The organism is Afipia sp. GW822-FHT04G07, from assembly GCF_058800765.1.
The window spans coordinates 248,527-273,344 of the sequence record NZ_JBXAMP010000001.1 but is presented as its reverse complement, the minus strand read 5'-3'; the positions used below and the strand labels follow the sequence as shown (position 1 = coordinate 273,344).

At 63.0% G+C, this 24,818-nt stretch carries 22 protein-coding genes; 4 read left to right on the top strand and 18 right to left on the bottom strand.

Translation table 11 applies throughout. From position 1 onward, the window contains the following. Window positions 1-5: 5 nt before the first annotated feature. Both secD and yajC read right to left on the bottom strand, forming a co-directional pair. Complete coding sequence (gene secD, locus AC1RKJ_RS01315) at window positions 6-1,607, bottom strand: protein translocase subunit SecD (protein ID WP_492789109.1); 1,602 nt, start codon at window positions 1,605-1,607, stop codon at window positions 6-8. A gap of 205 nt (window positions 1,608-1,812) precedes the next feature. Next, the gene (gene yajC / locus AC1RKJ_RS01310; protein ID WP_019197008.1) at window positions 1,813-2,166 is read right to left on the bottom strand and encodes a preprotein translocase subunit YajC; all 354 of its coding nucleotides are present in this window, start codon (window positions 2,164-2,166) and stop codon (window positions 1,813-1,815) included. A gap of 207 nt (window positions 2,167-2,373) precedes the next feature. On the opposite strand from yajC, the gene AC1RKJ_RS01305 reads away from it, so the two are divergent. Next, on the top strand, window positions 2,374-3,357 hold the full coding sequence (locus tag AC1RKJ_RS01305; RefSeq protein ID WP_492789108.1) for an ATP-binding protein: 984 nt from the start codon (window positions 2,374-2,376) through the stop codon (window positions 3,355-3,357). A 28-nt stretch (window positions 3,358-3,385) separates the two neighbouring features. Here the strand turns inward: AC1RKJ_RS01305 and AC1RKJ_RS01300 are convergent, their stop codons facing one another. Next, window positions 3,386-4,282 (bottom strand): LysR family transcriptional regulator, encoded by an 897-nt coding sequence (locus AC1RKJ_RS01300; protein ID WP_492789107.1) that lies wholly within the window; start codon window positions 4,280-4,282, stop codon window positions 3,386-3,388. Window positions 4,283-4,408: 126 nt separating this feature from the next. On the opposite strand from AC1RKJ_RS01300, the gene AC1RKJ_RS01295 reads away from it, so the two are divergent. Next, a complete protein-coding gene (locus tag AC1RKJ_RS01295; protein WP_492789106.1) occupies window positions 4,409-5,965 on the top strand; it encodes an MFS transporter in 1,557 nt (518 codons plus the stop codon). A gap of 91 nt (window positions 5,966-6,056) precedes the next feature. Here the strand turns inward: AC1RKJ_RS01295 and AC1RKJ_RS01290 are convergent, their stop codons facing one another. After that, window positions 6,057-7,406 (bottom strand): peptidoglycan DD-metalloendopeptidase family protein, encoded by a 1,350-nt coding sequence (locus tag AC1RKJ_RS01290; RefSeq protein WP_492789105.1) that lies wholly within the window; start codon window positions 7,404-7,406, stop codon window positions 6,057-6,059. Between the two features lie 106 nt (window positions 7,407-7,512). Beyond that, the gene (locus AC1RKJ_RS01285) at window positions 7,513-8,166 is read right to left on the bottom strand and encodes a protein-L-isoaspartate(D-aspartate) O-methyltransferase (RefSeq protein WP_492789104.1); all 654 of its coding nucleotides are present in this window, start codon (window positions 8,164-8,166) and stop codon (window positions 7,513-7,515) included. Window positions 8,167-8,388: 222 nt separating this feature from the next. Between AC1RKJ_RS01285 and AC1RKJ_RS01280 the strand changes: the two genes are divergently transcribed. Further along, window positions 8,389-8,772 (top strand): response regulator, encoded by a 384-nt coding sequence (locus tag AC1RKJ_RS01280; RefSeq protein WP_492789103.1) that lies wholly within the window; start codon window positions 8,389-8,391, stop codon window positions 8,770-8,772. A gap of 22 nt (window positions 8,773-8,794) precedes the next feature. Here AC1RKJ_RS01280 and surE read toward each other — a convergent pair whose 3' ends face one another. The 11 genes from surE to AC1RKJ_RS01225 form a co-directional block, all read right to left on the bottom strand. After that, entirely contained in the window at window positions 8,795-9,562 is a 768-nt protein-coding gene (gene surE, locus AC1RKJ_RS01275; protein ID WP_492789102.1) for a 5'/3'-nucleotidase SurE, read from the bottom strand. A gap of 1 nt (window position 9,563) precedes the next feature. Continuing rightward, entirely contained in the window at window positions 9,564-10,874 is a 1,311-nt protein-coding gene (gene serS / locus AC1RKJ_RS01270; protein ID WP_492789101.1) for a serine--tRNA ligase, read from the bottom strand. 203 nt (window positions 10,875-11,077) lie between these two features. Then, window positions 11,078-11,905, bottom strand: a complete 828-nt coding sequence (tatC, locus tag AC1RKJ_RS01265; protein WP_492789100.1) for a twin-arginine translocase subunit TatC — start codon at window positions 11,903-11,905, stop codon at window positions 11,078-11,080. After that, the gene (gene tatB / locus AC1RKJ_RS01260; RefSeq protein ID WP_492789099.1) at window positions 11,902-12,321 is read right to left on the bottom strand and encodes a Sec-independent protein translocase protein TatB; all 420 of its coding nucleotides are present in this window, start codon (window positions 12,319-12,321) and stop codon (window positions 11,902-11,904) included. Before tatB ends, tatC begins: the two co-directional genes overlap by 4 nt. A 59-nt stretch (window positions 12,322-12,380) precedes the next feature. After that, window positions 12,381-12,620 (bottom strand): twin-arginine translocase TatA/TatE family subunit, encoded by a 240-nt coding sequence (locus AC1RKJ_RS01255; protein WP_492789098.1) that lies wholly within the window; start codon window positions 12,618-12,620, stop codon window positions 12,381-12,383. Between the two features lie 179 nt (window positions 12,621-12,799). After that, complete coding sequence (scpB, locus tag AC1RKJ_RS01250; RefSeq protein ID WP_492789097.1) at window positions 12,800-13,534, bottom strand: SMC-Scp complex subunit ScpB; 735 nt, start codon at window positions 13,532-13,534, stop codon at window positions 12,800-12,802. A gap of 21 nt (window positions 13,535-13,555) precedes the next feature. Next, complete coding sequence (locus tag AC1RKJ_RS01245) at window positions 13,556-14,392, bottom strand: segregation and condensation protein A (RefSeq protein WP_492789096.1); 837 nt, start codon at window positions 14,390-14,392, stop codon at window positions 13,556-13,558. Continuing rightward, complete coding sequence (gene nagZ / locus AC1RKJ_RS01240) at window positions 14,389-15,417, bottom strand: beta-N-acetylhexosaminidase (protein WP_492789095.1); 1,029 nt, start codon at window positions 15,415-15,417, stop codon at window positions 14,389-14,391. The genes AC1RKJ_RS01245 and nagZ overlap by 4 nt, the downstream gene beginning before the upstream one ends. Window positions 15,418-15,674: 257 nt before the next feature. Next, window positions 15,675-17,189: an SPOR domain-containing protein gene (locus AC1RKJ_RS01235; RefSeq protein WP_492789094.1), complete on the bottom strand. Its 1,515-nt coding sequence runs from the start codon at window positions 17,187-17,189 to the stop codon at window positions 15,675-15,677. 108 nt (window positions 17,190-17,297) lie between these two features. Then, the gene (gene argS / locus AC1RKJ_RS01230) at window positions 17,298-19,091 is read right to left on the bottom strand and encodes an arginine--tRNA ligase (protein ID WP_492789093.1); all 1,794 of its coding nucleotides are present in this window, start codon (window positions 19,089-19,091) and stop codon (window positions 17,298-17,300) included. A 45-nt stretch (window positions 19,092-19,136) separates the two neighbouring features. Further along, complete coding sequence (locus AC1RKJ_RS01225; RefSeq protein ID WP_492789092.1) at window positions 19,137-20,345, bottom strand: deoxyguanosinetriphosphate triphosphohydrolase; 1,209 nt, start codon at window positions 20,343-20,345, stop codon at window positions 19,137-19,139. A gap of 95 nt (window positions 20,346-20,440) precedes the next feature. Here AC1RKJ_RS01225 and erpA point away from each other — a divergent pair, with 95 nt between their 5' ends. Then, window positions 20,441-20,791 carry an iron-sulfur cluster insertion protein ErpA gene (gene erpA, locus AC1RKJ_RS01220; RefSeq protein ID WP_492789091.1) on the top strand — a complete coding sequence of 117 codons (351 nt, stop codon included), beginning with the start codon at window positions 20,441-20,443 and terminating at the stop codon, window positions 20,789-20,791. 16 nt (window positions 20,792-20,807) lie between these two features. On the opposite strand, the gene AC1RKJ_RS01215 is transcribed toward erpA, so the two are convergent. Both AC1RKJ_RS01215 and AC1RKJ_RS01210 read right to left on the bottom strand, forming a co-directional pair. Then, window positions 20,808-21,656 (bottom strand): amidohydrolase family protein, encoded by an 849-nt coding sequence (locus AC1RKJ_RS01215; protein ID WP_492789090.1) that lies wholly within the window; start codon window positions 21,654-21,656, stop codon window positions 20,808-20,810. A gap of 6 nt (window positions 21,657-21,662) precedes the next feature. Beyond that, window positions 21,663-24,791 carry an efflux RND transporter permease subunit gene (locus AC1RKJ_RS01210; protein WP_492789089.1) on the bottom strand — a complete coding sequence of 1,043 codons (3,129 nt, stop codon included), beginning with the start codon at window positions 24,789-24,791 and terminating at the stop codon, window positions 21,663-21,665. Between the last annotated feature and the right edge of the window lie 27 nt (window positions 24,792-24,818).

The window sequence follows — 24,818 nt, the reverse complement described above, 5'->3', positions numbered from 1 at the left end:
GACGTTCAAATCGGCACGACTTTGGGCCGCTTCCAGCTCACCCACATCGCCACGATCAATCGCGTGACGGTGAAAGCCGTGAAAACCGTGGTGATGATGCCGATGCCGAGCGTCACGGCGAAGCCGCGCACCGGACCGGTTCCGATGTAGAACAGCACGGCCGCCGCGATGAAGGTGGTGATATTCGAATCCAGAATGGTCGCGAGCGCCCGCGTGAAGCCGGCATCGATGGCCGAGATCGCCGTGCGCCCCGCGCGCAGTTCCTCGCGGATGCGCTCATAGATCAGCACGTTCGAGTCGACCGCGATGCCGACCGTCAGAACGATGCCGGCGATGCCGGGCAGCGTCAGCGTCGCGTTGAGCAAAGACAGGATGCCGAAGATCATGGCGACGTTGATGGCGACCGCGACGTTGGCGAAGAAGCCGAACAGCCGGTAGGTCAGCAGCATGAACACGATGACCAGCACCGAGCCGACATAGGACGCGAGTTCGCCCGCGGCGATCGAGTCCTGTCCGAGTCCGGGGCCGACGGTGCGTTCCTCGATGATGGTCAGCGGCGCAGGCAATGCGCCCGCGCGCAGCAGGATCGCGAGATCGTTCGCGCCCTGCACGGTGAAGCTGCCGGAAATCTGGCCGGAGCCGCCGGTGATCGGTTCGCGGATGACCGGCGCCGAAATCACTTCGTTATCGAGCACGATGGCGAACGGCTGGCCGACATTCTCCAGCGTGGCCTGCGCGAACTTGCGCGCGCCGGAGGTGTTGAAGCGGAAGGAGACGATCGGCTCGCCCGAACGCTGGTCGAAGCCGGGCTGCGCGTCGGTCAGGTCGCCGCCGGAGACGAGCACCTGCTTCTTGATGACATAGGGCGTCTTGGGTGCGGACGCGCTCATCAGCAGTTCGGAATCCGGAGGCACCCGGCCCTGCTGGGCCTGATCGGCGGGCACGGTCGCATCGACCATGCGGAAATCGAGCTTGGCGGTCTTGCCGAGCAATTCCTTGAGGCGGGTCGGATCCTGCAATCCGGGCACCTGCACCAGAATGCGGTCGACGCCCTGACGCTGGATCAGCGGTTCGACGGTGCCGAGTTCGTTGATGCGGCGCTCGACGATCTGGATCGACTGTTCGACCGACTGGCGGATGCGCTCGGTGATCGCTGCAGGCGGCACGGTCAGCCGGATCAACCCGCCGCCGGCGTCGCTGACTTCGACGCTGCGCTGGCCGCTCGATCCGAGGATTCCGCCCAGCGGCTGCGAGAGTTCGCGCAGTTTGGCGAGCGCGTTGGCCAGATCGGCCTGATTGGTGATGCGGACTTCTACGTTGTCGCCGCGAATGGCGAGACCAGTATAGGGGACCTTGGCATCGCGGAGCACGCGGCGCGTGTCGTCACGCACCTGATCGAGCTTGTCCTTCTTGACCGAGTTTGAGTCGACCTCGAGCAGGATATGCGAGCCACCCTGAAGATCGAGGCCGAGCACGATGTGGCGCTGCGCCCACTTCGGCCAGGTCTTGACGGTCGATTCAGGGAAGAAGTTCGGAACCGCGCAAAGGCAGACGATGAAGGCGGTCAGGATGACCGCCAGCGCCTTCCACCGCGTAAAATACAACATCTAATGTCCCGTGTCCGACGTTTGCTTTAACTTGCAGCATCCCCTCGTGCAAACGTCGGACACGAAGGGACATTAGCATCTATATTTACCAGTGGTCCTTTGATTCTAACATTCGCAAGCGCTACCGATGCGAGACGGTGCGAATGTTAGAATCGGACCACTGGATAACCCGTCAGATTAATGAAGCCGCAGCAGTCGGAGCGCGTCAGCTCGCGGCGGTTTCTTCCTTGGAGTCCTTGGCAGGCTCGCCCTTGGTCCGCACGCCGGAAATCATCTGGCGCATCTGACGAATGCGCACGCCGTCGGAGATTTCGACTTCAATCTGGTCGTCATCGACCACCTTGGTCACCTTGCCGACGAGGCCGCCATTGGTCACGACGGTGTCGCCGCGGCGGATGTTCTTCACCAGTTCCTGATGGTCCTTCAGCTTCTTCTGCTGCGGCTTGAGGATCAGGAAGTACATGATGACGAAGATCAGCGCGAACGGCAGCAGCGACATCAGCATGCTGTTGGTGTCGCCGGCGCCGGCAGCCTGAGCAAAGGCGGGAGTAATGAACATTCGAAAGTCCTCGGAAAGGCGTGCGCCAAGGGGGCAAAACGCGAAGGCTATTGGCCGTTTTGGCCGAATTTGCGCGGACTATAGCGGCAGACCGCCCAATTGCAACGGGACCGGAGATGTCGATTTGCCCATGCATTTGTGGCGCTTGCGGGCGCTCAAAGGCCTCGCTAAGGGTGCCCTACCGGTCTGGTTCTGTGGTGCTGATTCATGTCCAAAAAACCCAATAAAAAGGCCTCCAAAAAGGCTCCCGCCGCCACTGTCAGGGCGCGTCCCGGCAAGGCGCTGAAAACCGCGACAAAACGCCCTGCGGCTTCGGCCGCGCGCGACGCTGGGTCGCGCATCGCCCTAGCGCTGGAGAGCATCGCCGCCAGCCTGAACGCATCCGCCGCCAAACCGTCCGGTGCCGATTCTCTCAAAAACGCCGATGCCTTCGTCTGGCATCCGGACGGACGGCCGGTCCCGGTTCCAAAAGTCAGCCGCGTCGATCTCGGTTTGCTCAAGGGCATCGACCGGATGCGCGACATCCTGATCGAGAACACCGAACGCTTCGCCAAGGGCCTGCCCGCCAACAATGCGCTGCTGTGGGGTGCGCGCGGCATGGGCAAGTCGTCGCTGGTCAAGGCGGCGCACGCCAGCGTCAACGCGATGCCGGAGGTGCGCGGCCGGCTCAAGCTGATCGAAATTCATCGCGAGGATATCGAAAGCCTGCCGCTGCTGATGTCGCTGCTGCGGGAATCGGATTTCCACTTCATCGTGTTCTGCGACGACCTGTCGTTCGACGGCAACGACGCCTCCTACAAATCGCTGAAGGCGGTGCTCGAAGGCGGCATCGAAGGCCGGCCCGATAACGTCATTCTGTATGCGACGTCCAACCGCCGCCACCTGCTGGCGCGCGACATGATCGAGAACGAGCGCTCGACGGCAATCAATCCCGGCGAAGCCGTCGAGGAAAAGGTGTCGCTGTCGGATCGTTTCGGCCTGTGGCTCGGCTTCCACAAGTGCAGCCAGGACGAATATCTCGACATGGTGCGCGGCTACTGCAAGCACTTCGGCGTCAAGATGGCCGACGACCAACTCGAACGCGAAGCGCTCGAATGGTCGACCACGCGCGGGTCGCGGTCCGGCCGCGTGGCGTGGCAGTTCACGCAGGAGCTTGCGGGCCGCATGGGCGTGCGGCTCGCGGCGAAGTAGACCGCACGGGCACCGACGAAGGCGAAGTTTACTGGACCGCCGTCAAGCGCGCGCGTTCCGTCCCCGACGGGTTGCGCCAGAAGCCCGCCTCGTCAACGATCAACCGGCCCAACTCGGCTGCGCATGGCATCAGGTCGCCATGTTTGCTGATCAGGACGTACTTTGCTTCCGGCAGAGGCGGCAGGCCGTCGTTGCCGTCAAGAACCATCATCCATGGTTCGATTTCCTCCTGGGCGAAGATCGACACCGCCAGCCCCGCTTGCACCGCCGCCTTCAGGCCATGCTGGTTCGCCGACGTGAATCCGACATGCCAATCGATGCCGGAAGCCGTGAGCGCATCGACAGCCATCGCGCGTAGCGCGCACGGCGGCGGAGAGAACGCGAATGGCAGTGATGAACTCTGCGGCCGCTTGAAAGTGTCGGCTGCCGCCCAGACGAATTTCGTCTGACGAAGAACTGTTCCGTTCTCCTGATCCAGTCGGGTAATCGCCACCGCAAGATCGAGGTCGCCGGCATCGACCTTGGCCTGCAGGTCAAGACAGACACTGACCGAGACCTCGAGTCGAACCTCAGGGTAGCTGCGAGCGAACCGGCCAAGCAGTTGCGGCAGCCGATCGCCGATGAAATTTTCCGGAACGCCCAGCCGGACGGCGCCGGAGGCTGTGGAGGAATGAAAGCGGCGCGTCAGCGCCTCCTGGCTTTGCAAAATCTGTTCGGCGTGGCGCAGAAAATCCTCGCCGTCTTCGGTCAGGGTCAGCTTGCGCGTGGTCCGATACAGAAGCGGCCGCCCCACCTGCTCCTCCAGCCGCCGGATCTGGTGACTGACGGCGGATTGGGTCAAATGCAGCCGCTGCGCCGCGCGCGTGAATCCGCCGGTCTCGCAGACGGCAACAAAGGCGCGAAGCAATGTGGGCTCGAAATCCATAGACCCACATATATGACGACCAGAACTGAAATCAATAAAATCAATTCATTTCCGTCATGAAAGGATAGCGCCCATATCCGTCAGCCCGCACCAGCGACATCCGCGTCGGGTTGAAAAGGACTTTACATGCGCGTCTCGCCCTCAACCAGAAACACTGCCGCGCTGATCGGCGTCTGTCTGGCATCATTGATGTTCGGCCTCGAAATATCCAGCGTCCCGGTCATCCTGCCGACGCTGGAAACAGCCCTGCCCGCGGATTTCAAGGATCTGCAATGGATCATGAACGCCTACACCATCGCCTGCACGACCGTGCTGATGGCGACCGGCACCTTCGCCGACCGCTATGGCCGGAAGCGGGTTTTCACCACGGTCACGATCGCATTCGGCATTACCTCGCTGATGTGCGGGCTGGCGCAGAGCGCATCGGTGCTGATCGTCGCCCGGTTTCTGCAAGGTCTCGCCGGCGGCGCCATGCTCACCTGCTCGATTGCTATCATCTCGCACCAGTATCAGGACGAACGTGAGCGCGGCCGGGCCTTTACCGCATGGGGCGTCATCAGCGGCGTTGGTCTCGGATTCGGCCCGATCATCGGCAGCATGATTACCGCGTTATCGAGCTGGCACTGGGTGTTCCTGATCCATGTTCCGTTGACGATACTGGCCCTCATCCCGGCGAGTATCGGGATTCTGGAATCGCGAGATCCGCACGCCAAGCGGCTGGATGGCTGGGGGATCGTGACGTTGACGATCGCCGTCTTCGGCCTGACCTACGTGATCACGCAAGGCGCAGACCTCGGCATAACGACTGCGATCGGGCTCGCGGCCATCGCAATTGCAAGCTTCACCGCCTTCGTGCTCGTGGAGCGCAACACCGCGCAACCGATGTTCGACTTCTCGGTGTTCCGGATCCGAAAATTTAGCGGCGCCATCATCGGCTGCATCGGCATGAACTTCTGCTATTGGCCGTTCATGATCTACCTGCCGATTTACTTCGAGGGTGGTCTTGGCCTCGACAGCAAGGCCGTCGGGTTCCTGCTGCTGGCCTATACAATTCCGTTTCTGATCCTGCCTCCTATCGCCGACTATCTGCTCCGGCGTCACGGCGCCCGCATTGTCATTCCTCTCGGCATGGCTGTCATGGGCGCCGGCTTTATCGCCATGCGTTTCGGCAGCGGCCTGGAACAGGCGAGCTGGCTCACGGTACTACCCGGCGCGCTTCTGGCCGGGATCGGACTTGGCCTGACCAATACGTCGGTCACCAACACCACTACCGGTGCCGTCCCGAGCAACCGCGCAGGCATGGCGTCCGGGATCGACATCAGCGCACGATTGATCTCGCTGGCCATCAACATCGCGGTGATGGGGCTGATCCTGCTGGAAGCGATCCAGTGGTCCCTTCCCGAAACGCTCACCGCCGCGCTCGACGGCCAGCAGTTGCGCGCAATCGCCTCGGCCATCGCCACGGGAAATTTCAGTTCGCTGCAACAGGCGTATCCGGTGCTGTCCGTTCAGGATCCATCCGGTGCTGCCGTTCACGCGGCACTGGTCAAGGGTTTCGGCTGGGTGATGCTCTATGGCGGCATCGGCGCGTGGATCCTGGCCGTGATCAGCTTCCTAATCTTCGGCTTCGAGGAAGCGACCGCAAAATCCGAACTGGCCTGCGTCATGGACACCGCCGAGTAAGCTCGCCTGACACATGAGAGAAACAGTCCGCAAAAGAAAAATCCCCCGGCTTTCGCCGGGGGACATAGTGGATCTAGAAAATTTAAGTGGCTTACGCGCCGTTCAGGAATTGAAGCGGGTCGACGGCTGAAGATCCTTTACGGATCTCGAAGTGAAGCTGCGGCGACCCCACCTCTCCCGACTGACCCGATTTAGCAATGACCTGGCCGCGCTTGATTGAATCTCCGCGCTTCACCATCAGTTCACTCGCGTGGGCATACGCGGTGACGTAACCGTTGGAGTGCCGAACCAGGATCAGATTGCCATAACCTTTGAGCTCGTTGCCCGAATAGGCGACCACGCCGTCTTCGGCGGCCTTCACGGGCGTGCCTTCGGGCACTGCGACGTTGATGCCGTCATTCTGTTTGCCGTTGGTCTTCGCGCCGTAAGCCGTGATCACCCGGCCACGCACCGGCCAGCGAAACGTCGGCAGCGCATTGGTCGCGTCGGCGGCCTTCACCGGCGACTGGGCTTCAGGCAGATCGTTGGTTTCGGTCGCAACACGCGCCTTCTGCTGAGGCTCGACCGACGCGACTGTGACGGGCTTGGCAGCGGGAGCCGCAACCGGCGCAGGCTTCGGCGCTTCCGCAGCAAGCTGGGGTGCGGGCGCGGCAGCAACAGCAGCGGATTTAGCGCCGCCCGGAATGTTGATCTTGCTGCCGATCTTGAGCTGCGTGGTCACCGGAATGTGGTTCGCCGCGGCAAGCTGCGCGGGCGGGATGTTGTGACGACGCGACAGATTCATCAGCGTGTCGCCTGACTTGACGACATACACACTTGCCGGAAGACCGGCCGCAACCTTGGTGCCCGGCGCGGGCGATAATGCCGGCGGACTGGCGTGCGCCACACGGCGCGGAATCACGAGCTGCTGACCCGGCTGCAACACACGCGGTCCGCCGTAGCCGTTCGCCTTGAGAATTTCCGACGACGGCACGTTGTAGCGCTTCGAAATGACATCGAGCGTGTCTGCGGTGCCGACGATGATCGTGGTGCCGCCCTCGCGGCTGTATCCGGAGGTCGCGGCGACCGAGCGCGGCGCGACCGTTCCGGTGGTCTCGATGGGTGACGACGGCGGCGTATACGACGCCATCCCGCGTCCGCCGCCCGAGGTTGCAACAGGCTGAGACAACGGCGCGGATACGATCGGCGCGGAGCGCGGCCGACTGTACTGCGGAAGCTCACGCGGCTGCTGCTGGTAATTGTGCTGATAGTTGCCGCTCTGCTGAACGGACCCCGTCGCCTCCGGCGCGCTGTTGCGCGACGCAAACGGATTGGAGAATGAGTTGTCCTGGAACCGTGTCTGGGTGTCGGCGCTACATCCGCCAAATCCGACCGAGACGAGCGCCAGGACCACAAAATGCGGCGCACGGCGCGAGCTTATCAACTCGACAAAGCGGGACATGGTTACTCACTTGTACGCAACTAACACAAATTTGAGTAAACACAGTCCGAGTAAATAACTCTTTAAGGCACCAAACCTGCCTCGCCGTCCGTGCCGCAGGCGCCGCTTACATCTCGCGGGCGATGCCCTGCAGCGCGGGCACGAAACGCACCGCCACAAGGTCCTGCCGGTTGAAGCCATCGCCGGTTCGGACCACGCGGGTGAGAACCTGACGGTCGTCCACTGGCCCAACCGGCGCGATCAGCACCCCGCCCGGCTCCAGCCGCCCGAGCAGCGCGTCGGGAATGTCCTCCATCGCGGCGGTCACGATAATCCGGTCGAACGTGCCGAGCGTCTCGGGCACGCTGAACCCGTCACCGAGAACCACATCGACATTGCTGCATCCGAGTTCGGCAAGAACCAGCTTGGCGCGGTCGGCGAGCGTGCGAAAACGCTCCAGCGTCACGACGTCCCGGGCGAGCTTCGACAGGATCGCGGCCTGATAACCAGACCCGGTCCCGACCTCCAGCACGCGATGCGACGGCTCCAGTTGCAGTTGTTCGGTCATGTAGGCCACCACAAACGGCTGGCTGATGGTCTGGCCGCATGCGATCCCCAGCGCCGTGTCCCGGTAGGCATGGGGCCGGTCGGCCGACATGACGAACAGCTCGCGCGGCACGTCTTCCATCGCCTTCAGTACCGCCTGGTCGCTGATCCCGCGCTGCCGCAGGTTCAGCTGAAACATCATCTTTTCGTGGGGCGTTGGTAAGGGCGGCGGCATGAATCTTCAACGATCTAAGGACAAAACGGCTGTTCGATCTGTGGTATCATTTGACACGCATCGCAGGATCGGTTTTTTGCATACAGGTTCCCTTGATGGAACCCAACGCGCTGATAGAAGTTATGTGCGGAATAATTATGTTATTCCGGCAGCCGAAGCCGCTGCAACACGGGCAAACGTCGGATTCGGGACACTGGTCCGGATGTGTGGTTTGGGGGACGAATGTCGGGCATCGTAAAAGCAGGATCGCGCACGTCGATTCTGCTCGTCGAAGATGAAGTGATGATCCGCATGATGGTCGCCGACATGCTGGAAGAGCTTGGCTATGCCATTGCCGGCGAAGCGGGCGACATCGACGAAGGCGTCCGGCTGGTTCAGTCGACCGACTTCGACATCGCCATCCTCGATGTCAACGTCAACGGCAAGGTGATTACTCCCGTCGCCGAGGCCGTGCAGTTGCGCGGGCGGCCGTTCGTGTTCGCTACCGGCTACGGCGCGCAGGGCCTGCCGGAAAAATTCCGCGACCGCATCACGATTCAAAAGCCGTTCCAGGTCGAAACGCTGGCGCGCACGATCGAGATCGTGCTGAAGGGCATCGCGGCGTAGGACGTCGGAACGACGTCGATCATTACTTCAGAACACCCTTGAGCTTTTCCGAGAACACGACATCGGTGCGGTCGAGCCGCAGCGGCGTGACCGACACGAAATTCGCATCCAGTGCTGCAAGGTCGGTGCCCTCGCCTGGTACATCGATCACCGCCAGCCGCTCGAACCCGATCCAGTAATACGGATTGCCGCGGCCATCGCGACGCTCGTCGACGCGCAGGAAGCCCTGATTGCGCTTGCCCTGCCGCGTGACCGCGATGCCCTTCACTTCTTCCGGCATGCACGCCGGGAAATTGACGTTGATCACGGTGTCGCGCGGCACGCCGAGTTTCATCACATTGCGGATCACGTCGGGACCGAACTTCAGCGCCGTCTCCCACAGGGGCTTGTTGCGCGTCTCAAGCGAAAATTCCTGCGACAGCGCGAACGACGGCAGGCCGAGAATGGTGCCTTCCAGCGCGCCGGCGATGGTGCCGGAATAAACCACGTCCTCCGCGACGTTGCGGCCCTTGTTGACGCCGGACAGAACCACGTCGGGCAGCTTGTCCTTGAGGATGAAGCGCGATCCCATGATGACGCAATCGGTCGGCGTGCCGCGGACCGCGAAGTGGCGGTCGTCGAGTTCGCGCAGCCGCATCGGGTCGTTCAGCGACAGCGAATGCGAGACGCCGGATTGATCCATTTCGGGCGCGACCACCCAGACGTCGCTGGACAGCTGCTGCGCGATCTCCTCGATGACCTTGAGGCCCGGCGCGTGAATGCCGTCGTCGTTCGTACAGAGAATTCGCATGTTATTTTTCTTCCCTAGCGATCACTTTGAGGCCGCCCATATACGGCTGCAACACGTCCGGCACGGCAATCGAGCCGTCCTCCTGCTGATAGGTTTCCATCACGGCGATCAGCGCACGGCCCACTGCCGTGCCCGAGCCGTTCAGCGTATGCACGAAGCGCGGCTTGCCGTCGGGTCCGCGCGAGCGCGCGTCCATGCGCCGCGCCTGGAAATCGCCGCACACCGAGCAGGACGAAATCTCGCGGTACATGCCGCTCTCGCCCTGCCCCGGCATCCAGACTTCGATGTCATAGGTCTTTTGCGACGCGAAGCCCATGTCGCCGGTGCACAGCGTCATCACGCGATAATGCAGATCGAGCTGCCGCAGCACTTCCTCGGCGCAGGCCAGCATGCGTTCGTGTTCGTTCCTCGACTCTTCCGGCGTGGTGATCGAGACCAACTCGACTTTGGTGAACTGATGCTGGCGGATCATGCCGCGCGTATCGCGCCCCGCAGCGCCCGCTTCCGCGCGGAAACATGGCGTCAGCGCGGTCAGGCGCATCGGCAGTTCTTTTTCGTCGAGAATGGAGTCGCGGACGAGATTGGTCAGCGGGACTTCAGCGGTGGGGATGAGCCAATACCCCTCGCCGCCGCTATCGATTGCGCCTGCCGCAAATTGATCATCGCGAAACTTCGGCAGCTGCGCCGTGCCGAACATCGCGTCGTCGCGCACCAGCAGGGGCGGATTGACCTCGGTGTAGCCGTGTTCGTTGGTGTGCAGGTCGAGCATGAACTGGCCGATGGCGCGTTCCAGCCGCGCGAGCCCCTTCTTCAGCACGACAAAGCGCGAACCGGACATTTTCGTCGCCGCCTCGAAGTCCATGGACTTCATGGCCTCGCCGAGTTCGACATGCTCCTTCGGTTTGAACGCATAGTTGCGCTTCGCACCGAAGTGATGATGCTCAACATTGCCGTGCTCGTCGGCGCCGTCGGGCACCTCGTCGAGCGGCAGGTTCGGAATTTGCGCGAGTTCGGTCTTGAGGTCGTCCTCGTATTTCTTCGCCGCCGCTTCCAGTTCGGGAAGCTTCGTCTTGAGTTCGCCGACCTCGGCCATCAGCGTGTCGGCGCGCGCGTTGTCCTTGTTCTTTTTGGCGTCGCCGATTTCCTTGGACGCCGCGTTGCGCCGCGCCAGCGCCTGTTCCGACGCCAGAATGGCCGCGCGTCGCTTCTCGTCGAGCGCGATCAACGGCTTCGACAGCGGCTCAAGCCCGCGCCGTTTCAATGCTGCGTCAAACGCATCCGGGTTGTCGCGAATCCAGCGAATATCGTGCATGGCAAATTTCCAGTGATGGCCGGGCTTTCCCGGCCATTGGCGCTATTTCTGCGTGCGTTAGAACAAGTCGTGGATGCCATCGCAAGCAAATCTATGCCGCTTGCGCGACAAAAATGCCAAGCCCGGGCATGACGAATCGAGGGCATGACAGCCACAATACCCCGAACACACGACTGGCTGTACGACAGGGAGAGCGAACCGCCCTACTCCGCAGGCGTCGTGGCGGGAGGCGACGGAGGCGTGTCTGCCGGCGGGGTCGTCCCCGTGGCCTGCTTGGCCTTGTTTCTCTCCACGATCGCAACCGACCAAATCGAGCCCTCGTAGAGAACCAGCAGCGGAATCGCCAACGACATCTGGCTGATGACATCCGGCGGGGTCAGCACGGCGGCGATGATGAACGCCACCACGATGAAATAGCGCCGTTTCTCGCGCAGTTGTTTCGAGGTCAGGATTCCGATCCGCCCCAGCAGCGTCAGCACCACCGGCAGCTGGAACGCGATGCCGAACGCGAAGATCAGCGACATCATCAGCGAGAGATATTCGCCGACCTTCGGCAGCAGCGCGATCTGTGCTGTTTCCGTGCCGCCCACCTGCTGCATCCCGAGCGAGAAACGGATCAGCATCGGCAGCACGAGGAAATAAACCAGCAGCGAGCCCAGCGCGAAGAAGATCGGCGTCGCGATCAGGTACGGCAGGAACGCGCCGCGCTCGTGCTTGTAGAGGCCGGGCGCGACGAACATGTAGATCTGCGCCGCGATCACCGGAAACGAGATGAAGCCCGCGCCGAACATGGCGAGCTTCAACTGCGTCAGGAAGTATTCCAGCAATGCCGTGTAGATGAATTTGGAATTCTCAGGCCCGGCGACCCAGACGAACGGCCACACCAGCACGTTGTAGATCTGCTTGGCGAAAAAGAAGCAGAAGATGAACGCGATGCCGAACGCCAGCAGCGCCTTGATCAGCCGCGAACGCAGTTCGATCAGGTGATCCATCAACGGCGCTTTGGTGGCTTCGATGTCTTCGGTGCTCATGACGCTTTGGCGTCCGGCGCAGGCGCGACGCTCGAAGGCGTCACATTTGATGGTTCGGGTGCCGGCGCATGTGTTTCGGCTTCCGCGAAGGTTTCAGCAGTCGGCGGCTCGGGCGTGGTCGGCGTTGCGGGCGGATTGATCGCGTCCTCGACGTCCTTGTTCAGCGACGTCAGCAGATTGGTCGGCGACAGATCTTTCGCCGCAGCCGAGGCGTCATCGAACGTCTTCTTGATGTCGGCCATTTCCGCTTCGCGCATCGCTTCGTTGAACTGGCCCTGGAATTCGGAGGCCATCCGGCGGGCCTTGCCCATCCACTGCCCGACCATGCGCAGCACGCCGGGCAGCTCCTTCGGGCCGATGGCGATCAGCGCCACGACGCCGATGACGACCAGTTCACTCCACCCGATGTCGAACATGGAAAGATCCGTTTGCGGAGCTTTGCCCCGCACTCACTCAAAAAAAGCGAAGTCTGAAATCAGACGACCTTGCTTCCGACATCGCTTCGCGACGACGTGGCCGACGGCGCGCTGTCGATGGTCTTGACTGGCTCGGCAGGCTTGTCGGCCGGCTTCACGTCGTCGTCCGCCATGCCCTTCTTGAAGGCCTTGATGCCCTGCGCGACGTCGCCCATCAGGTCCGAAATCTTGCCGCGGCCGAACAGCAGCAGGACGACGCCGATGACGACGATCCAGTGCCAGATACTAAACGAACCCATACTGCCATCCTCCAAACACGCGCCGGTTTATGTCCGGCCAAATCTGACCGGAAAGTAGGCTGCGGAGGTGTCAAAAACAAGGATTAACCCCGCGTCATGACTGCGCAAACCGGCGCATTGACACGAGAGTTAATGTTCGTCTTCCGGTCCGCGCGATAGCGCGAAACCGGGACCTGACATCAGCTTTCGCCGCTCTTTTCGGGCTCCACGGCGGGCGCCAGCGTCAATTCGAGATCACCGGGCTCCAGCGGCTCCTCGTCGTCGCGCAGCGCCGGATCATCCGAGGGCGATGGAACAGAGAAGCCGCCCGGCAACCGGGTGTCCAGCAGGCCCGCGCCCTTCAATTCATCGAGACCCGGCAGATCGCCCAGCGCCTCCAGGCTGAACTGCGACAGGAAGGCTTCCGTGGTGCCGAATGTGAGCGGCCGTCCCGGCGTCTTGCGGCGTCCGCGCGGACGGATCCAGCCGGTCTCCAGCAACACATCAAGGGTGCCCTTCGACGTCACCACGCCGCGGATTTCCTCGATCTCGGCGCGCGTCACCGGCTGGTGATAGGCGATGATCGCCAGCATCTCGATCGCGGCGCGCGACAGGCGGCGCGTCTCCGTGCTTTCGCGCGTCATCAGCCAGGCGAGATCGCCCGCGGTGCGGAAGGTCCACTTGTTGGCGACGCGCACAAGATTGACGCCGCGCATGGCGTAGTCGGCCTGCAACTGCGCGAGGGCCGCTTTCACGTCGACGCCTTCCGGCATCCGCTTGGCGAGCGACGCCTCGTCGAGCGGCTCGGTCGATGCGAACAGCAGGGCTTCGAGGAGACGCAGTTCCTCGGGGCGCGCAACGACCTCGTCCGAGGACTGCTGCTCCACGGGCGCGATGTGCTTTGCCGCCACACTCGTTCTCGCCGGACTTGGCATGGCCTTGTCTCCTTCTTCCACTTACTCGACCGGCGCTTCCGACGCTGTGTGAGCGTCAGGAGGCAAACTCCCGATATGCTTACGAAAATACAATGGCGCGAACGCTTCTTTCTGATGCAGGTCCAGCGTGCCTTCGCGCACCAGTTCGAGCGCCGCAGCGAAGCTCGACGCGAACACCGTCGCCTTCTGCGTGGGGTCCATCACGTAGCGCATCAGATATTCGTCAAGGCTCGCCCAATCCTCGGACTCGGCGGAGCCGACCAGCCGCTCGAGCGAGGCGCGCGCTTCCGACAGCGACCACACCGTCCGCTTGGTGAGATGCACGGTGGCCAGCACACGCTGCTGGCGCTGCGTCGCGTAGGACGTCAGCAGATCGTACAGCGTCGCGGTCCAGCGGGCGTGCTTGATCTGCGCAATCGATTCCGGCTGGCCGCGCGGGAAAATATCCCGGCGCAGTTGCGGCCGCGTCATCAGGCGGTTCGACGCCTCGCGAATTTGTTCGAGTCGGCGCAGCCTGTTGGCCAGCGCGTTCGCCAGATCCTCGGCGCTCGGCCCTTCGGCCTCCGGAGGCTCGGGCAACAACAGGCGCGATTTCAGATACGCGAGCCATGCCGCCATCACGAGATAGTCGGCTGCCAGTTCCAGCCGCAGCTTGCGCGCCGCTTCGATGAAAACGAGATACTGATCGGCGAGCGCCAGAATGGAAATCTTGGAGAGATCCACCTTCTGCTGACGCGCGAGCGCAAGCAGCAGGTCCAGCGGACCTTCATAGCCTTCGACATCAACGACGAGCGCCGGTTCGTCCTCGGCGCGTTCCGCCGGCAATCCGGTTTCGAATGACAGGATTTCCGCGCTCATGACGTGAGGCTCCCTGCCCGCCCTATCAGCCGGTCGAGTTCGGCACGCGCGGCGACGCGATCGAACGGCTGCGGCGGCTTGCGCGACGCCAGCGCGCGATCCGCGCGGGCCAGCGCCTCGCCCGCAAGCACAGGCGTCTCGCCGGCAACCTCGAGCATCTCGTCGAGCTTGCCGTTGCAATGCAGGACCACGTCGCAGCCCGCCGCCAGACTGGCGCGGGTCCGCTCCGCAATCGATCCCTGCAGGGCGTTCATCGAAACGTCATCGCTCATCAGCAAACCTTGGAATCCAATTGTTCCGCGAATCACCTCTGCGATGATTGTCGCAGATGTCGTCGCCGGTTGGGCGGGGTCCAGCGCGCTAAACACAACATGTGCCGTCATTGCCATCGGCAAATCGGCCAGCGGCGCGAAGGCCGCAAAGTCCGTTTTGGCGAGTTCCGCTGCGGGAACATCGACCGTCGGCAACCGAAAGTGGCTGTCCGCCGTGGCCCTTCCATGGCCGGGAATGTGCTTCAGAACCGGCAACACGCCGCCCTGAACCAGCCCGTTGGTGACCGCCCGGGCAATGGCCGCAACCTTGTCCGGCGATGTCCCATAAGCCCGGTCGCCGATCACGCCGTCCGCACCGGGAACCGGCACGTCGGCCAGCGGCAGGCAGTCCACGGTGATCCCGAGATCGGTCAGATCGGCAGCGATCAGGCGCGCGGTCAGGCGACCGGCCTCAAGCCCCGCGCCGGGGTCGATGTCGTACAGCGCGCTGAAGACCGCGCCGGGGGGGTAGATAGGCCACTGCGGCGGCTGGAGCCGCTGCACCCGCCCGCCTTCCTGGTCGATCAGGACCGGCGCGTCGGGGCGCCCTATCGCAGATCGTAAATCCTGAACCAACCGAATGACTTGGTCCGGCTTTTCAACGTTGCGCTTGAAAAGAATAAAACCCCACGGACGGGTGTCGCGCAGAAATGCCCGCTCGTCGTCGGTCAGAGCGGTTCCCGAAACACCCGTGATGAATGCGCGCGCGGTCATCCTCGGCGATTAGCCCGCGCGCGGCTCCAGGGTCAAGGAAAGCAGGGAAATTCAGGGGTATTTGCGGGTGTCATCCACCGCAAATGCGGCCTATCTCAAGGATCTGGCGCGAAGCCGTCACCTTGAGGTGCCGTAGCGTAGCGAAGGCCTCGAAGGGCGACGGCGATATTCGCACAGTTATCCTTCGAGGCTCGCAAGAACTCGCACCTCAGGATGACGGTTCAGCGTCCGTCGCATCGGCCAGAAATTATCAGACGTTAGTTCCGCTGGACCATGCATTGTCCGCCGGCGGACTTCAGGTTGACGCAGAACTGCGTCGCCTCCTCGCCTGTCCCGAACGGTCCGACCATGGCGCGATAGAACGTGCCCTTCCCGGCGATGTCGGCGCGGCGGATCGAAACCGACCGTGAGCCGAGAATTCCCGAATACTTGCCTTGCAGCGCCTTGAAGGACGCCCGCGCGTCAGCCTCGGACTTCTGCGACGAGACTTGCACGAAGGCTCCGCTCCCGCTCGCGGCAGGAGGAAGCGCGGCCATCCTGGATCGCGTTTCGGCGGCAGCCGGCTGCGGCGGCGTCAACGCAACCGGTGCATTGGCTTGCGGCGCACCGGTCGAGGCGGTGCTGGCCGGCGCCTGCGTGCGCTGCACCGGAGTTGGAGCCTGGGCACGCGCTGCTGTAGGTGCCGGGGCCGGTGCGGCAGCGGCTTCCGCCTGATCCGGGCGAATGCTCAGGGTGCGAATTTTACGCGGCTCCTCGCCGCTCAATGCCCCGTTGCCGACGCCTGCGCCGGTCGGCCGCGTGTTCATCGACGCGTTGGCCACCGATGGTGGATTGGCGTTCTGGGTCAGCGGAGGAAACACCACGCGCGGCCCGGTCTTGGCGTTGACGTCGACCGGCTGTTCTTCGCGAGACACCATGCGCTCGGCGGTCTTGTCGCCGACGCGGTCGTAGATCTGCTTGCCCGAACTGTCGTTCGCGCCAGCGGCGGGAACAACCTTGTTCGGTCCGGCATCGGCCTTGATGACCGGAGGCTCGCCGCTGCGCGGAGAGCCGACAAAGGTCCGGTAAGCGAAGGCAGCGCCGGTGCCGACAACCGCGAGCAGCAACACCACGACAACCGTCATGGTCCCGCCGCGCCGCGCCTTCGGTGCGTCGTGCTCGAAATTCTCATCGTAGGGCGGCCGGTCATATCCGTCGTCGTAAGCCCCGCCCTGCGCGTAGTCGTCGCGGGCGGGATCGTGGTCGGGCCGTCCGTACAGAACGTCGTCGTACCGGTCGCTCGCGGCCACGTGCTGGCCGCGCGACTGTTCGGACGGCAACGGGTCGTAACCGGAATGATCGAAATGCGGAGCTTGATGGGCCTGGGCCGGATCATGCTGCCCGTCGGCATAACGCGGATCGTAGTGATCCTGCTCGCGATAGACCGGAGCTTGATAGGCAGGCTCTTGCCGCTGGGGCCGACGTCCCGCGGTCAGATTTTGAAGCCAGGACGGACGGGCGACCGGCGCTTCTTCTTCCTGCTCGGCGTAGGTGTCCTGCGCGTCGTATTGATCGTGCTGATCATACTGATCGTGCTGTTCATGCCGTGGCGGCTGGACCTGCGATGACTGGATTTTTGGATCGCGTCCGAAATCGGAGAGCGGATCGGTCTGCCCGATCAGCCGCGCCAGTTCAGCCAGCGGATCGCTCTCGCCCTGCTGCGGGGTGCCTGAATGATCCCGACCGTAGTCGTCATCCGCTGGAAACGGTCTGTCGCGATATTGGTTAGCCATTGCGATGTTGCATCCCCTTCGGGAAAGCGCCGCACCCGTCATTCAAACGGAGCGACCGCTGTTCACGCTGCCGCCACCCGTTTCCCCGCGGCGGTCAAAATCCCCCAACTATCGCATCTCGTCTGGAGCATGGACGCCGAGCACGGCGAGGCCGGAAGCCAGAACCGAGACGACGCCTTGAACCAAGGCAAGTCGCGCGATTGTTACTTCTGCATCATTCTGGATAATGAAGCGTAAATAGGGCAAATCGCGCCCCTTGGTCCAAAGCGCGTGAAATTCACTCGCGAGATCATAGAGGTAAAAAGCGATTCGGTGGGGCTCGTGTGCCACCGCCGCCGCTTCCACGATTCGCGGATAAAGCGCGATCTGCCGGATCAGGCTGAGTTCGACCGGGTCGGAGAGCCGCTCGATCTTCGCCTGACGCAGGAACGCAACGCGCCCTGCTTCATCCTCCGGCAATGATGGAACCGTCTCGCGCGCATTCTTGAAGATCGAATGCCCGCGCGCGTGTCCGTACTGGACATAGAACACCGCGTTGTCCTTCGACTGCTCGATCACCTTGGCGAGATCGAAGTCGAGCACCGCGTCGTTCTTGCGGAACAGCATCATGAAGCGCACTGCATCCGAGCCGACTTCATCGACGACTTCGCGCAGCGTGACGAAATCGCCGGAGCGCTTCGACATCTTCACCGGCTCGCCGTTGCGTAGCAGCTTCACGAGCTGCACGATCTTCACGTCGAGCGTGGCCTTGTTCGCCGTGACTGCCTTGATCGCCGCCTGCACGCGCTTGATGTAGCCGCCGTGGTCCGCGCCCCACACGTCGACCATGTTGAGAAAGCCGCGGTCGACCTTGGTCTTGTGATACGCGATGTCGGAGGCGAAGTAGGTGTACGAGCCGTCGGATTTCTTCAGCGGACGATCGACATCGTCACCGAACGCGGTGGCGCGGAACAGCGTCTGCTCGCGGTCCTCATAGTCCTCGACCGGCGCGCCTTTCGGCGGCGGCAGACGGCCTTCGTAGACATCGCCCTTCTCGCGCAAGCCCGCGATGGTCGCGCCGACGCGGTCGTTGCCGTTCTCGTTGAGCGAGCGCTCCGAGAAGAAGACGTCATGCTTGATGTTGAGCGCGGCGAGATCACCCTTGATCATCTCCATCATCATCGCGATGGCCTTGGCGCGCACCACCGGGAGCCACTCCGCCTCGGATTGCTTCAGCAGCTTGTCGCCATGCTCTTTCGCAAGCGCCTCACCGACCGGCACAAGATAATCGCCCGGGTAAAGCCCTTCCGGAATTTCGCCGATGGCTTCGCCGAGCGCTTCGCGATAGCGCAGGAACGCCGAGCGCGCGAGCACGTCGACCTGCGCGCCCGCGTCGTTGATGTAGTATTCCTTCGTCACGTCGAAGCCGGCAAACGACAGCAGGCTCGCCAGCGCGTCGCCGAACACCGCGCCACGGCAGTGGCCGACATGCATCGGCCCCGTCGGGTTCGCCGAGACGTACTCGACGTTGACCTTCTCGGCTGCACCGGCGGCGCTGCGGCCATAACCGCTGCCCTGCTCCAGCACCGTGCGCAACGCGCCGAACCATGCCGACGTCTTCAGCGTCAGATTGATGAATCCGGGACCGGCGACATCGACGCGCTCGACAATCGGATCGGCGCGTAGTTTGTCGGCGATCTTGTCGGCAAGCTCGCGCGGTTTCGCCTTGGCGTCCTTGGCCAGCACCATCGCAGCATTGGTTGCCATGTCGCCGTGGGTTGCGTCACGCGGCGGTTCGACCACGACACGCGCAAGGTCGAGACCTGCGGGCAAAACGCCCTCATCGGCCAGCGCCGCGCACACGCCATGCACGCGTGAAAGTACGTTTGCGAAAAGATGTTGGGAGGAGGCAGTATCCGTCATTCGCCTATAAAAACCAGTTGTCGCGCCGCTTTTCCAAGCCGCCGCCTAACGCAAATCCGGGGTCAAGTCAAAAAGCCGCTGATGCTCGATAATGGCGTATCTGTCGGTCATTCCGGCAATGAAATCGCCGATCCGCCGTGCCCGGCTGGCGTCGTCCTCGTCGCCCTCGTGCGCCAGCCACTCGGCCGGCAGGTCGCCCGGCTCGGCCCGGTAGCGTGCAAAGAGATCGCTCACCACGGTTTCGGCGTCCCGCATCACGCTCATCACGCGCTCGTGGCGATACATCCGCGCCTTGAGGAAGCCCTTGATGGCCGCCTCCGCCTTTTCGGCTTCGGCCGAGAAGCTGACAATCGTGCCGTCATGATTGCGCACATCCGCAACACCGTGCGGCTTCACCACAGCGAGCCGCTTGCGGGTCTCCGAAAACACATCCTCGATCAGATACGAGATCAGCTCGCGCACCAGCTCGGCGCCGCGCCGCGCCTCGTCGAGTACGGGATAGCGGGCAATGATGACGGCGTTGATGTCCGCAATCAGCGGGATGGCGCCGAGATCGTCCACCGTGAACAGCCCCGCGCGCAATCCGTCGTCGATGTCGTGCGCGTCATAGGCGATGTCGTCGGCGACGGCGGCCACCTGTGCCTCCAGCGAGGCATGGCTCCACAATTCGAGATCATGCTGGGCGACATAATCGGAGATGCCGACCGGCACGCCGCGCTCGCGGTAACGCCCCACGGGCTCGCCGTTGCGGTCGATCAGGGGGCCGTTGTGCTTGACGATGCCCTCCAGCGCTTCCCAGGTGAGGTTCAGGCCGTCGAAGGCCGGATAGCGCCGCTCCAGCAAGGTCACCACGCGCAGACTTTGCGCGTTGTGGTCGAAGCCGCCGTGGTCGCGCAGGCATTCGTCCAGCGCCCGCTCCCCGGCATGGCCGAACGGCGGATGGCCGAGGTCGTGGGCTAGCGCCAGCGTCTCGGTCAGGTCCTCGTCGAGGCCGAGCTGCCGCGCCAGCGCGCGGGCGATCTGCGCCACTTCCAGCGTGTGGGTCAGGCGGGTGCGGTAATGGTCGCCTTCATGAAAGACAAAGACCTGGGTTTTATGCTTCAGACGCCGGAACGCATTGGCGTGGATCACCCGGTCGCAGTCGCGGCGGAAGGCACTGCGCCGCAGGCTCGGGGGCTCGTTGAACCGCCTGCCGCGGCTTTGATCCGGGTCGCAGCCATAGACCACGGGAGGGGCAGCCATTCCGACCGACATGCGAATTATTCTACTTTCGGCGTTTGATTCCGGCGTCCGACGCACTTAACTATGCATTACCGGGACATTCAAACACCCCGGATGTCGGAGACGTCATGACGACCACCGAACTCGCCCCTGCCGGCAATGTCACAATCTCGGAGCGGGCCGCGAAGCGAATCGGCACCATCCTCAAATCAGAGGGTGAAGGCGCGATGCTGCGCATCAGCGTCGAGGGCGGCGGCTGCTCGGGTTTCCAGTACAAGTTCGACGTCGAGCGCGCCAGAGCGGACGACGATCTCGTGATCGAGCGCGACAACGCCGTGGTGCTGGTGGACCCGGCGTCGGTGCCGTTCCTTGCCGGATCGGAAGTGGACTTCGTCGACGACCTGATCGGCGCGTCATTCCGCGTGGTCAATCCGAACGCCACCGCGTCCTGCGGCTGCGGCACGAGTTTCTCGATCTGATTTCTCGACAACCGGATTAGTTGGCGGCGAACAGCCGCCGCGCGTTGCCGTGCGCGATCTGCTTTGCGACCGCAGGCGGCAGCTGTTTGAGCCAGCCGCGGTACTCGGCCATGATCGCGCCGTAGCTGGACCAGCGTTCGCTGATCCATGTGTCCGATCCGAGCAGGAAGCGGTCCGGATATTTCTCGAACATCGCCCGCCATTCCGGGGTGAGCACGCCGCCCGCGCCGGTGATGCCGCTGCGATAGGACAGTTCGCCCCACAGTTGCGGATAGGTCGCGAGCATCGCCGCGACACGCGCCGACGACAGGCCGAAGCCGGTATGCGCCCAGATGATTTTTGCGCGCCCGTTGTGGCGCATCAGAATCTCGACGGCTTCATCGTCGGCGTGGGCATGGAGGTAAAGATCGTTGGCGACCGCGAAGTCGACGGCCTTCTTCACCCACTCGGTGGCCGCAGCCTTTCCCGACAGATGAAACTCGCCGACGCCGCGATAATAGCCGCGCTTGAATTCCTCCTGCACCAGATCGAAGATCGTCGGGTCGTTGAACCATGTCTGGATGTCGGGCCGGACACGATAGGGCCGGATGAACGGCACCACCCAAAGCCCTTCGGCTTTCGCATCCATCAGCGCGTGGGTGCCGGTGTTGGGGCGGCTGGTCGCGAGAATGCCGGTGACGCGATGCTTCTTGAACAGCGCGAGCACTTCGTCGGGCTGATAGAACGGCGTCGGCTCCCAGTTGTAATGCAGATGAGCGTCGAAGATCTCGATCGGCTCCTCGACTGCGCGGGCGGGCGGCGCGGCAGCCATCGCCATGGCGGCGACAGCGACGTACCACCACCCTCGCATTGTTCTGAATGACATCGGATTCTACTCGGCCGCGGCGACGCGCGGCGGCTCGACGTCCGGCGTGTCCTGCAAGGTCGGATCGAGATGGCGCTTCAGGCGGCGATCGATACGGTCGAGATAAATGTAGATCACCGGCGTGATGAACAGCGTCAGCAGTTGCGACACCAGAAGACCGCCGACTACCGCCACGCCGAGCGGCTGGCGCAGTTCGGCGCCCGCGCCCGTGCCCAGCGCAATCGGCAGCGTGCCGAAGATCGCGGCAAACGTCGTCATCATGATCGGGCGAAAACGCAGCAGCGCCGCTTCGCGGATAGCGTGTTCCGCGCTCAGACCGACGGCACGTCGCCCGATGGCGAAGTCCACCATCATGATCGCGTTCTTCTTCACGATGCCGACCAGCATGACGATGCCGATCATCGCGATCACCGACATTTCCATGTTGAACAGCATCAGCGTCAGGATCGCCCCGATGCCGGCCGACGGCAGGCCCGAGATGATTGTGATCGGGTGGATGAAGCTCTCGTAGAGAATGCCCAGAATGATGAACGCCGCGAACACGGCGGCGAGAATCAGCACGCCCTGCCCGCGCAGCGAATCCTGGAAGACCTGCGCCGTTCCCGAGAATCCGGTGGCGACGGTCGCCGGAAGATTCGACTCCTGCTCGATCTTGCCAATCTGATCGACGGCGTAGCCGAGCGATGTGCCCGGCTGGAGGTTGAACGAAATCGTCACCGCCGGCTGCTGGCCCTGATGGTTGATCTGCAACGGCCCGACCGTCGGCACCATTTTGGCCACCGCGTCCAGCGGGATCGTCTGATTGTTCGCCGTCTTCACGTACAGCTTGGACAGGTCGGTCGGATCGACCCGGAATTTCGGCTGCACTTCCAGAATGATCTGGTAGTCGTTCGAGGGCATGTAGATCGTGCCCACCTGCCGCGCGCCGTAAGCATTGAACAACTGGTTGCGGATCTGATCGGCGGTGACGCCGTAGACGGCGGCTTTCTCGCGGTCGATGTCGACCGTCAGCTGCGGGTTCTTGATGTAAAGATCCGTCGTGACGTCCAGCAGCCCCGGCACCTTCGCGATGCGGTCGCGCATTTCCGGCGCGACGCGATACAACGATTCAGTGTCGCCGCTTTGCAGCGTGTACTGGTATTGGCTCTTGGACGCGCGTCCGCCGATGTTCAGGTTCTGGATGCCCTGGAAGAAGGCCTGCAAGCCGGGCACCTGAAGTGCCTTCTGCCGCAGCCGGGACATCACGATCGGAGCAGGCTCACGCTCGCCCTTCGGTTTCAGGCCGATAAACATCCGCCCGTAATTCGCCGTCGGATTAGGCCCACCCGATCCGACCGTGCTGTTCACGAATTCGACCGCAGGGTCCGCGCGCAAAATGTCGGCAAGGATTTTCTGCCGCTCGCTCATTGCCATGAACGATGTATCGGTCGCGGCCTCCGTCGTGCCGCTCAGAAACCCGGTATCTTCCTGCGGGAAGAAGCCCTTCGGCACGACGATGTAGAGCCAGATGGTTGCGCCGAGCGTCGCGAACGTCACAACGAGCATGATGGACTTGTAGGCGAGCACACGGTCGAGCGCCCATTCGTAGGCACGCAGCCAGCCGTCGAACATCACCTCGAACCCGCGCAACACGATGTTGGGCTTGTGATGCGGATCGTGCGGTTTCAGGACGCGCGCGCACAGCATCGGCGTCAGCGTCAGCGATACGAAGCCGGACACGACGATGGCGACGGAGATGGTCACCGCGAATTCGCGGAACACGCGACCGACGATGCCGCCCATCAACAGCACCGGGATGAAGACGGCGATCAGCGAGAACGTGATCGACAGAATGGTGAAACCGATCTCGCGGGCGCCTTTCAGCGCCGCTTCATACGGTTTCATGCCCTGCTCGATATGACGCACGATATTTTCGAGCATGACGATGGCGTCGTCCACCACGAACCCCACCGACAGCGTGAGCGCCAGCAGCGTCATGTTGTTGATGGAATAATCGAGCGCATACATCACGGCGCAGGTTCCGAGCAGCGAGATCGGAACCGCGAGCGCGGGAATGAAGGTTGCGGACGCCGACCGCAGGAACAGGAAGATCACCACGATCACCAGACCGACCGCGATCAGCAAGGTCTCCTCCACGTCAGCGACGGATTCACGAACCGACACCGAACGATCCAGCGTGACGTCCATGGTTATGGAAGGCGGAATCTGCGCACGCAGCGACGGCAGCTTGGCCCGCACCGCATCGACGACCGCGACCGTGTTGGCGTCGGGCTGCTTCTGGATCGCCAGCACGATCGAACGGGTGCCATTGAACCAGGTCGCGGCCTTGTCGTTCTCGACACTGTCGTAGATCTTCGCGACCTCATCGAGCTTGACCGGCGAGCCGTTGCGCCACGCCACCACGACCTGACGGTAGTCGATCGCCTTGTTGAGCTGCCCCGATGCCTGAAGCGCAATGTCCTGCTTCGGGCCGTTCAGCGTGCCGACCGGCGTCGATGAATTGGCGCGCGACACCGCCGCGCGAATGTCTTCGAGTGAAAGACCTCTGGCCGCCGCGGCTTCGGGGTCGGCCTGCACGCGGATCGCGAATTTCTGCGGACCGTAGATCAGCACCTGCGCCACGCCGGGAATTTGCGACAGCGTCTGGCCGATGGTGATGTCGCCGTATTCGTTGACGGTCGACAGCGGCAGCGTCTCCGAACTCAGCGACACGAACAGCACGGGGAAGTCGGCGGGGTTCACCTTCCGGAAGCTCGGCGGAACGAGCATTTCGACCGGCAGGCGGCGCTGCGCGATGGTCAGCGCGGTCTGCACGTCGAGGGCCGCGCCGTCGATGTTTCGGTTGAGGTCGAACTGAATGATGATCGAGGTCGTGCCCTGCGACGAGGAGGACGACATCGAGGAAATGCCTGCGACGGTCGAGAGCTGGCGCTCGATCGGCCCCGCGACGGAGGCCGCCATCGTGTCGGCGCTTGCACCGGGCAGCGTGGCCGTCACCTGAATGGTCGGGAAATCAACCTTCGGCAGCGCGGAAACCGGCAGCAGCCGAAATCCGAACACGCCGAACGCAATGATCGACGCCGTCATCAGCGTCGTCATCACCGGTCTGCGGATACAAAGCTCCGACAGATTCATGCGCGAGTGTCCCGATCCGCCGTTCGC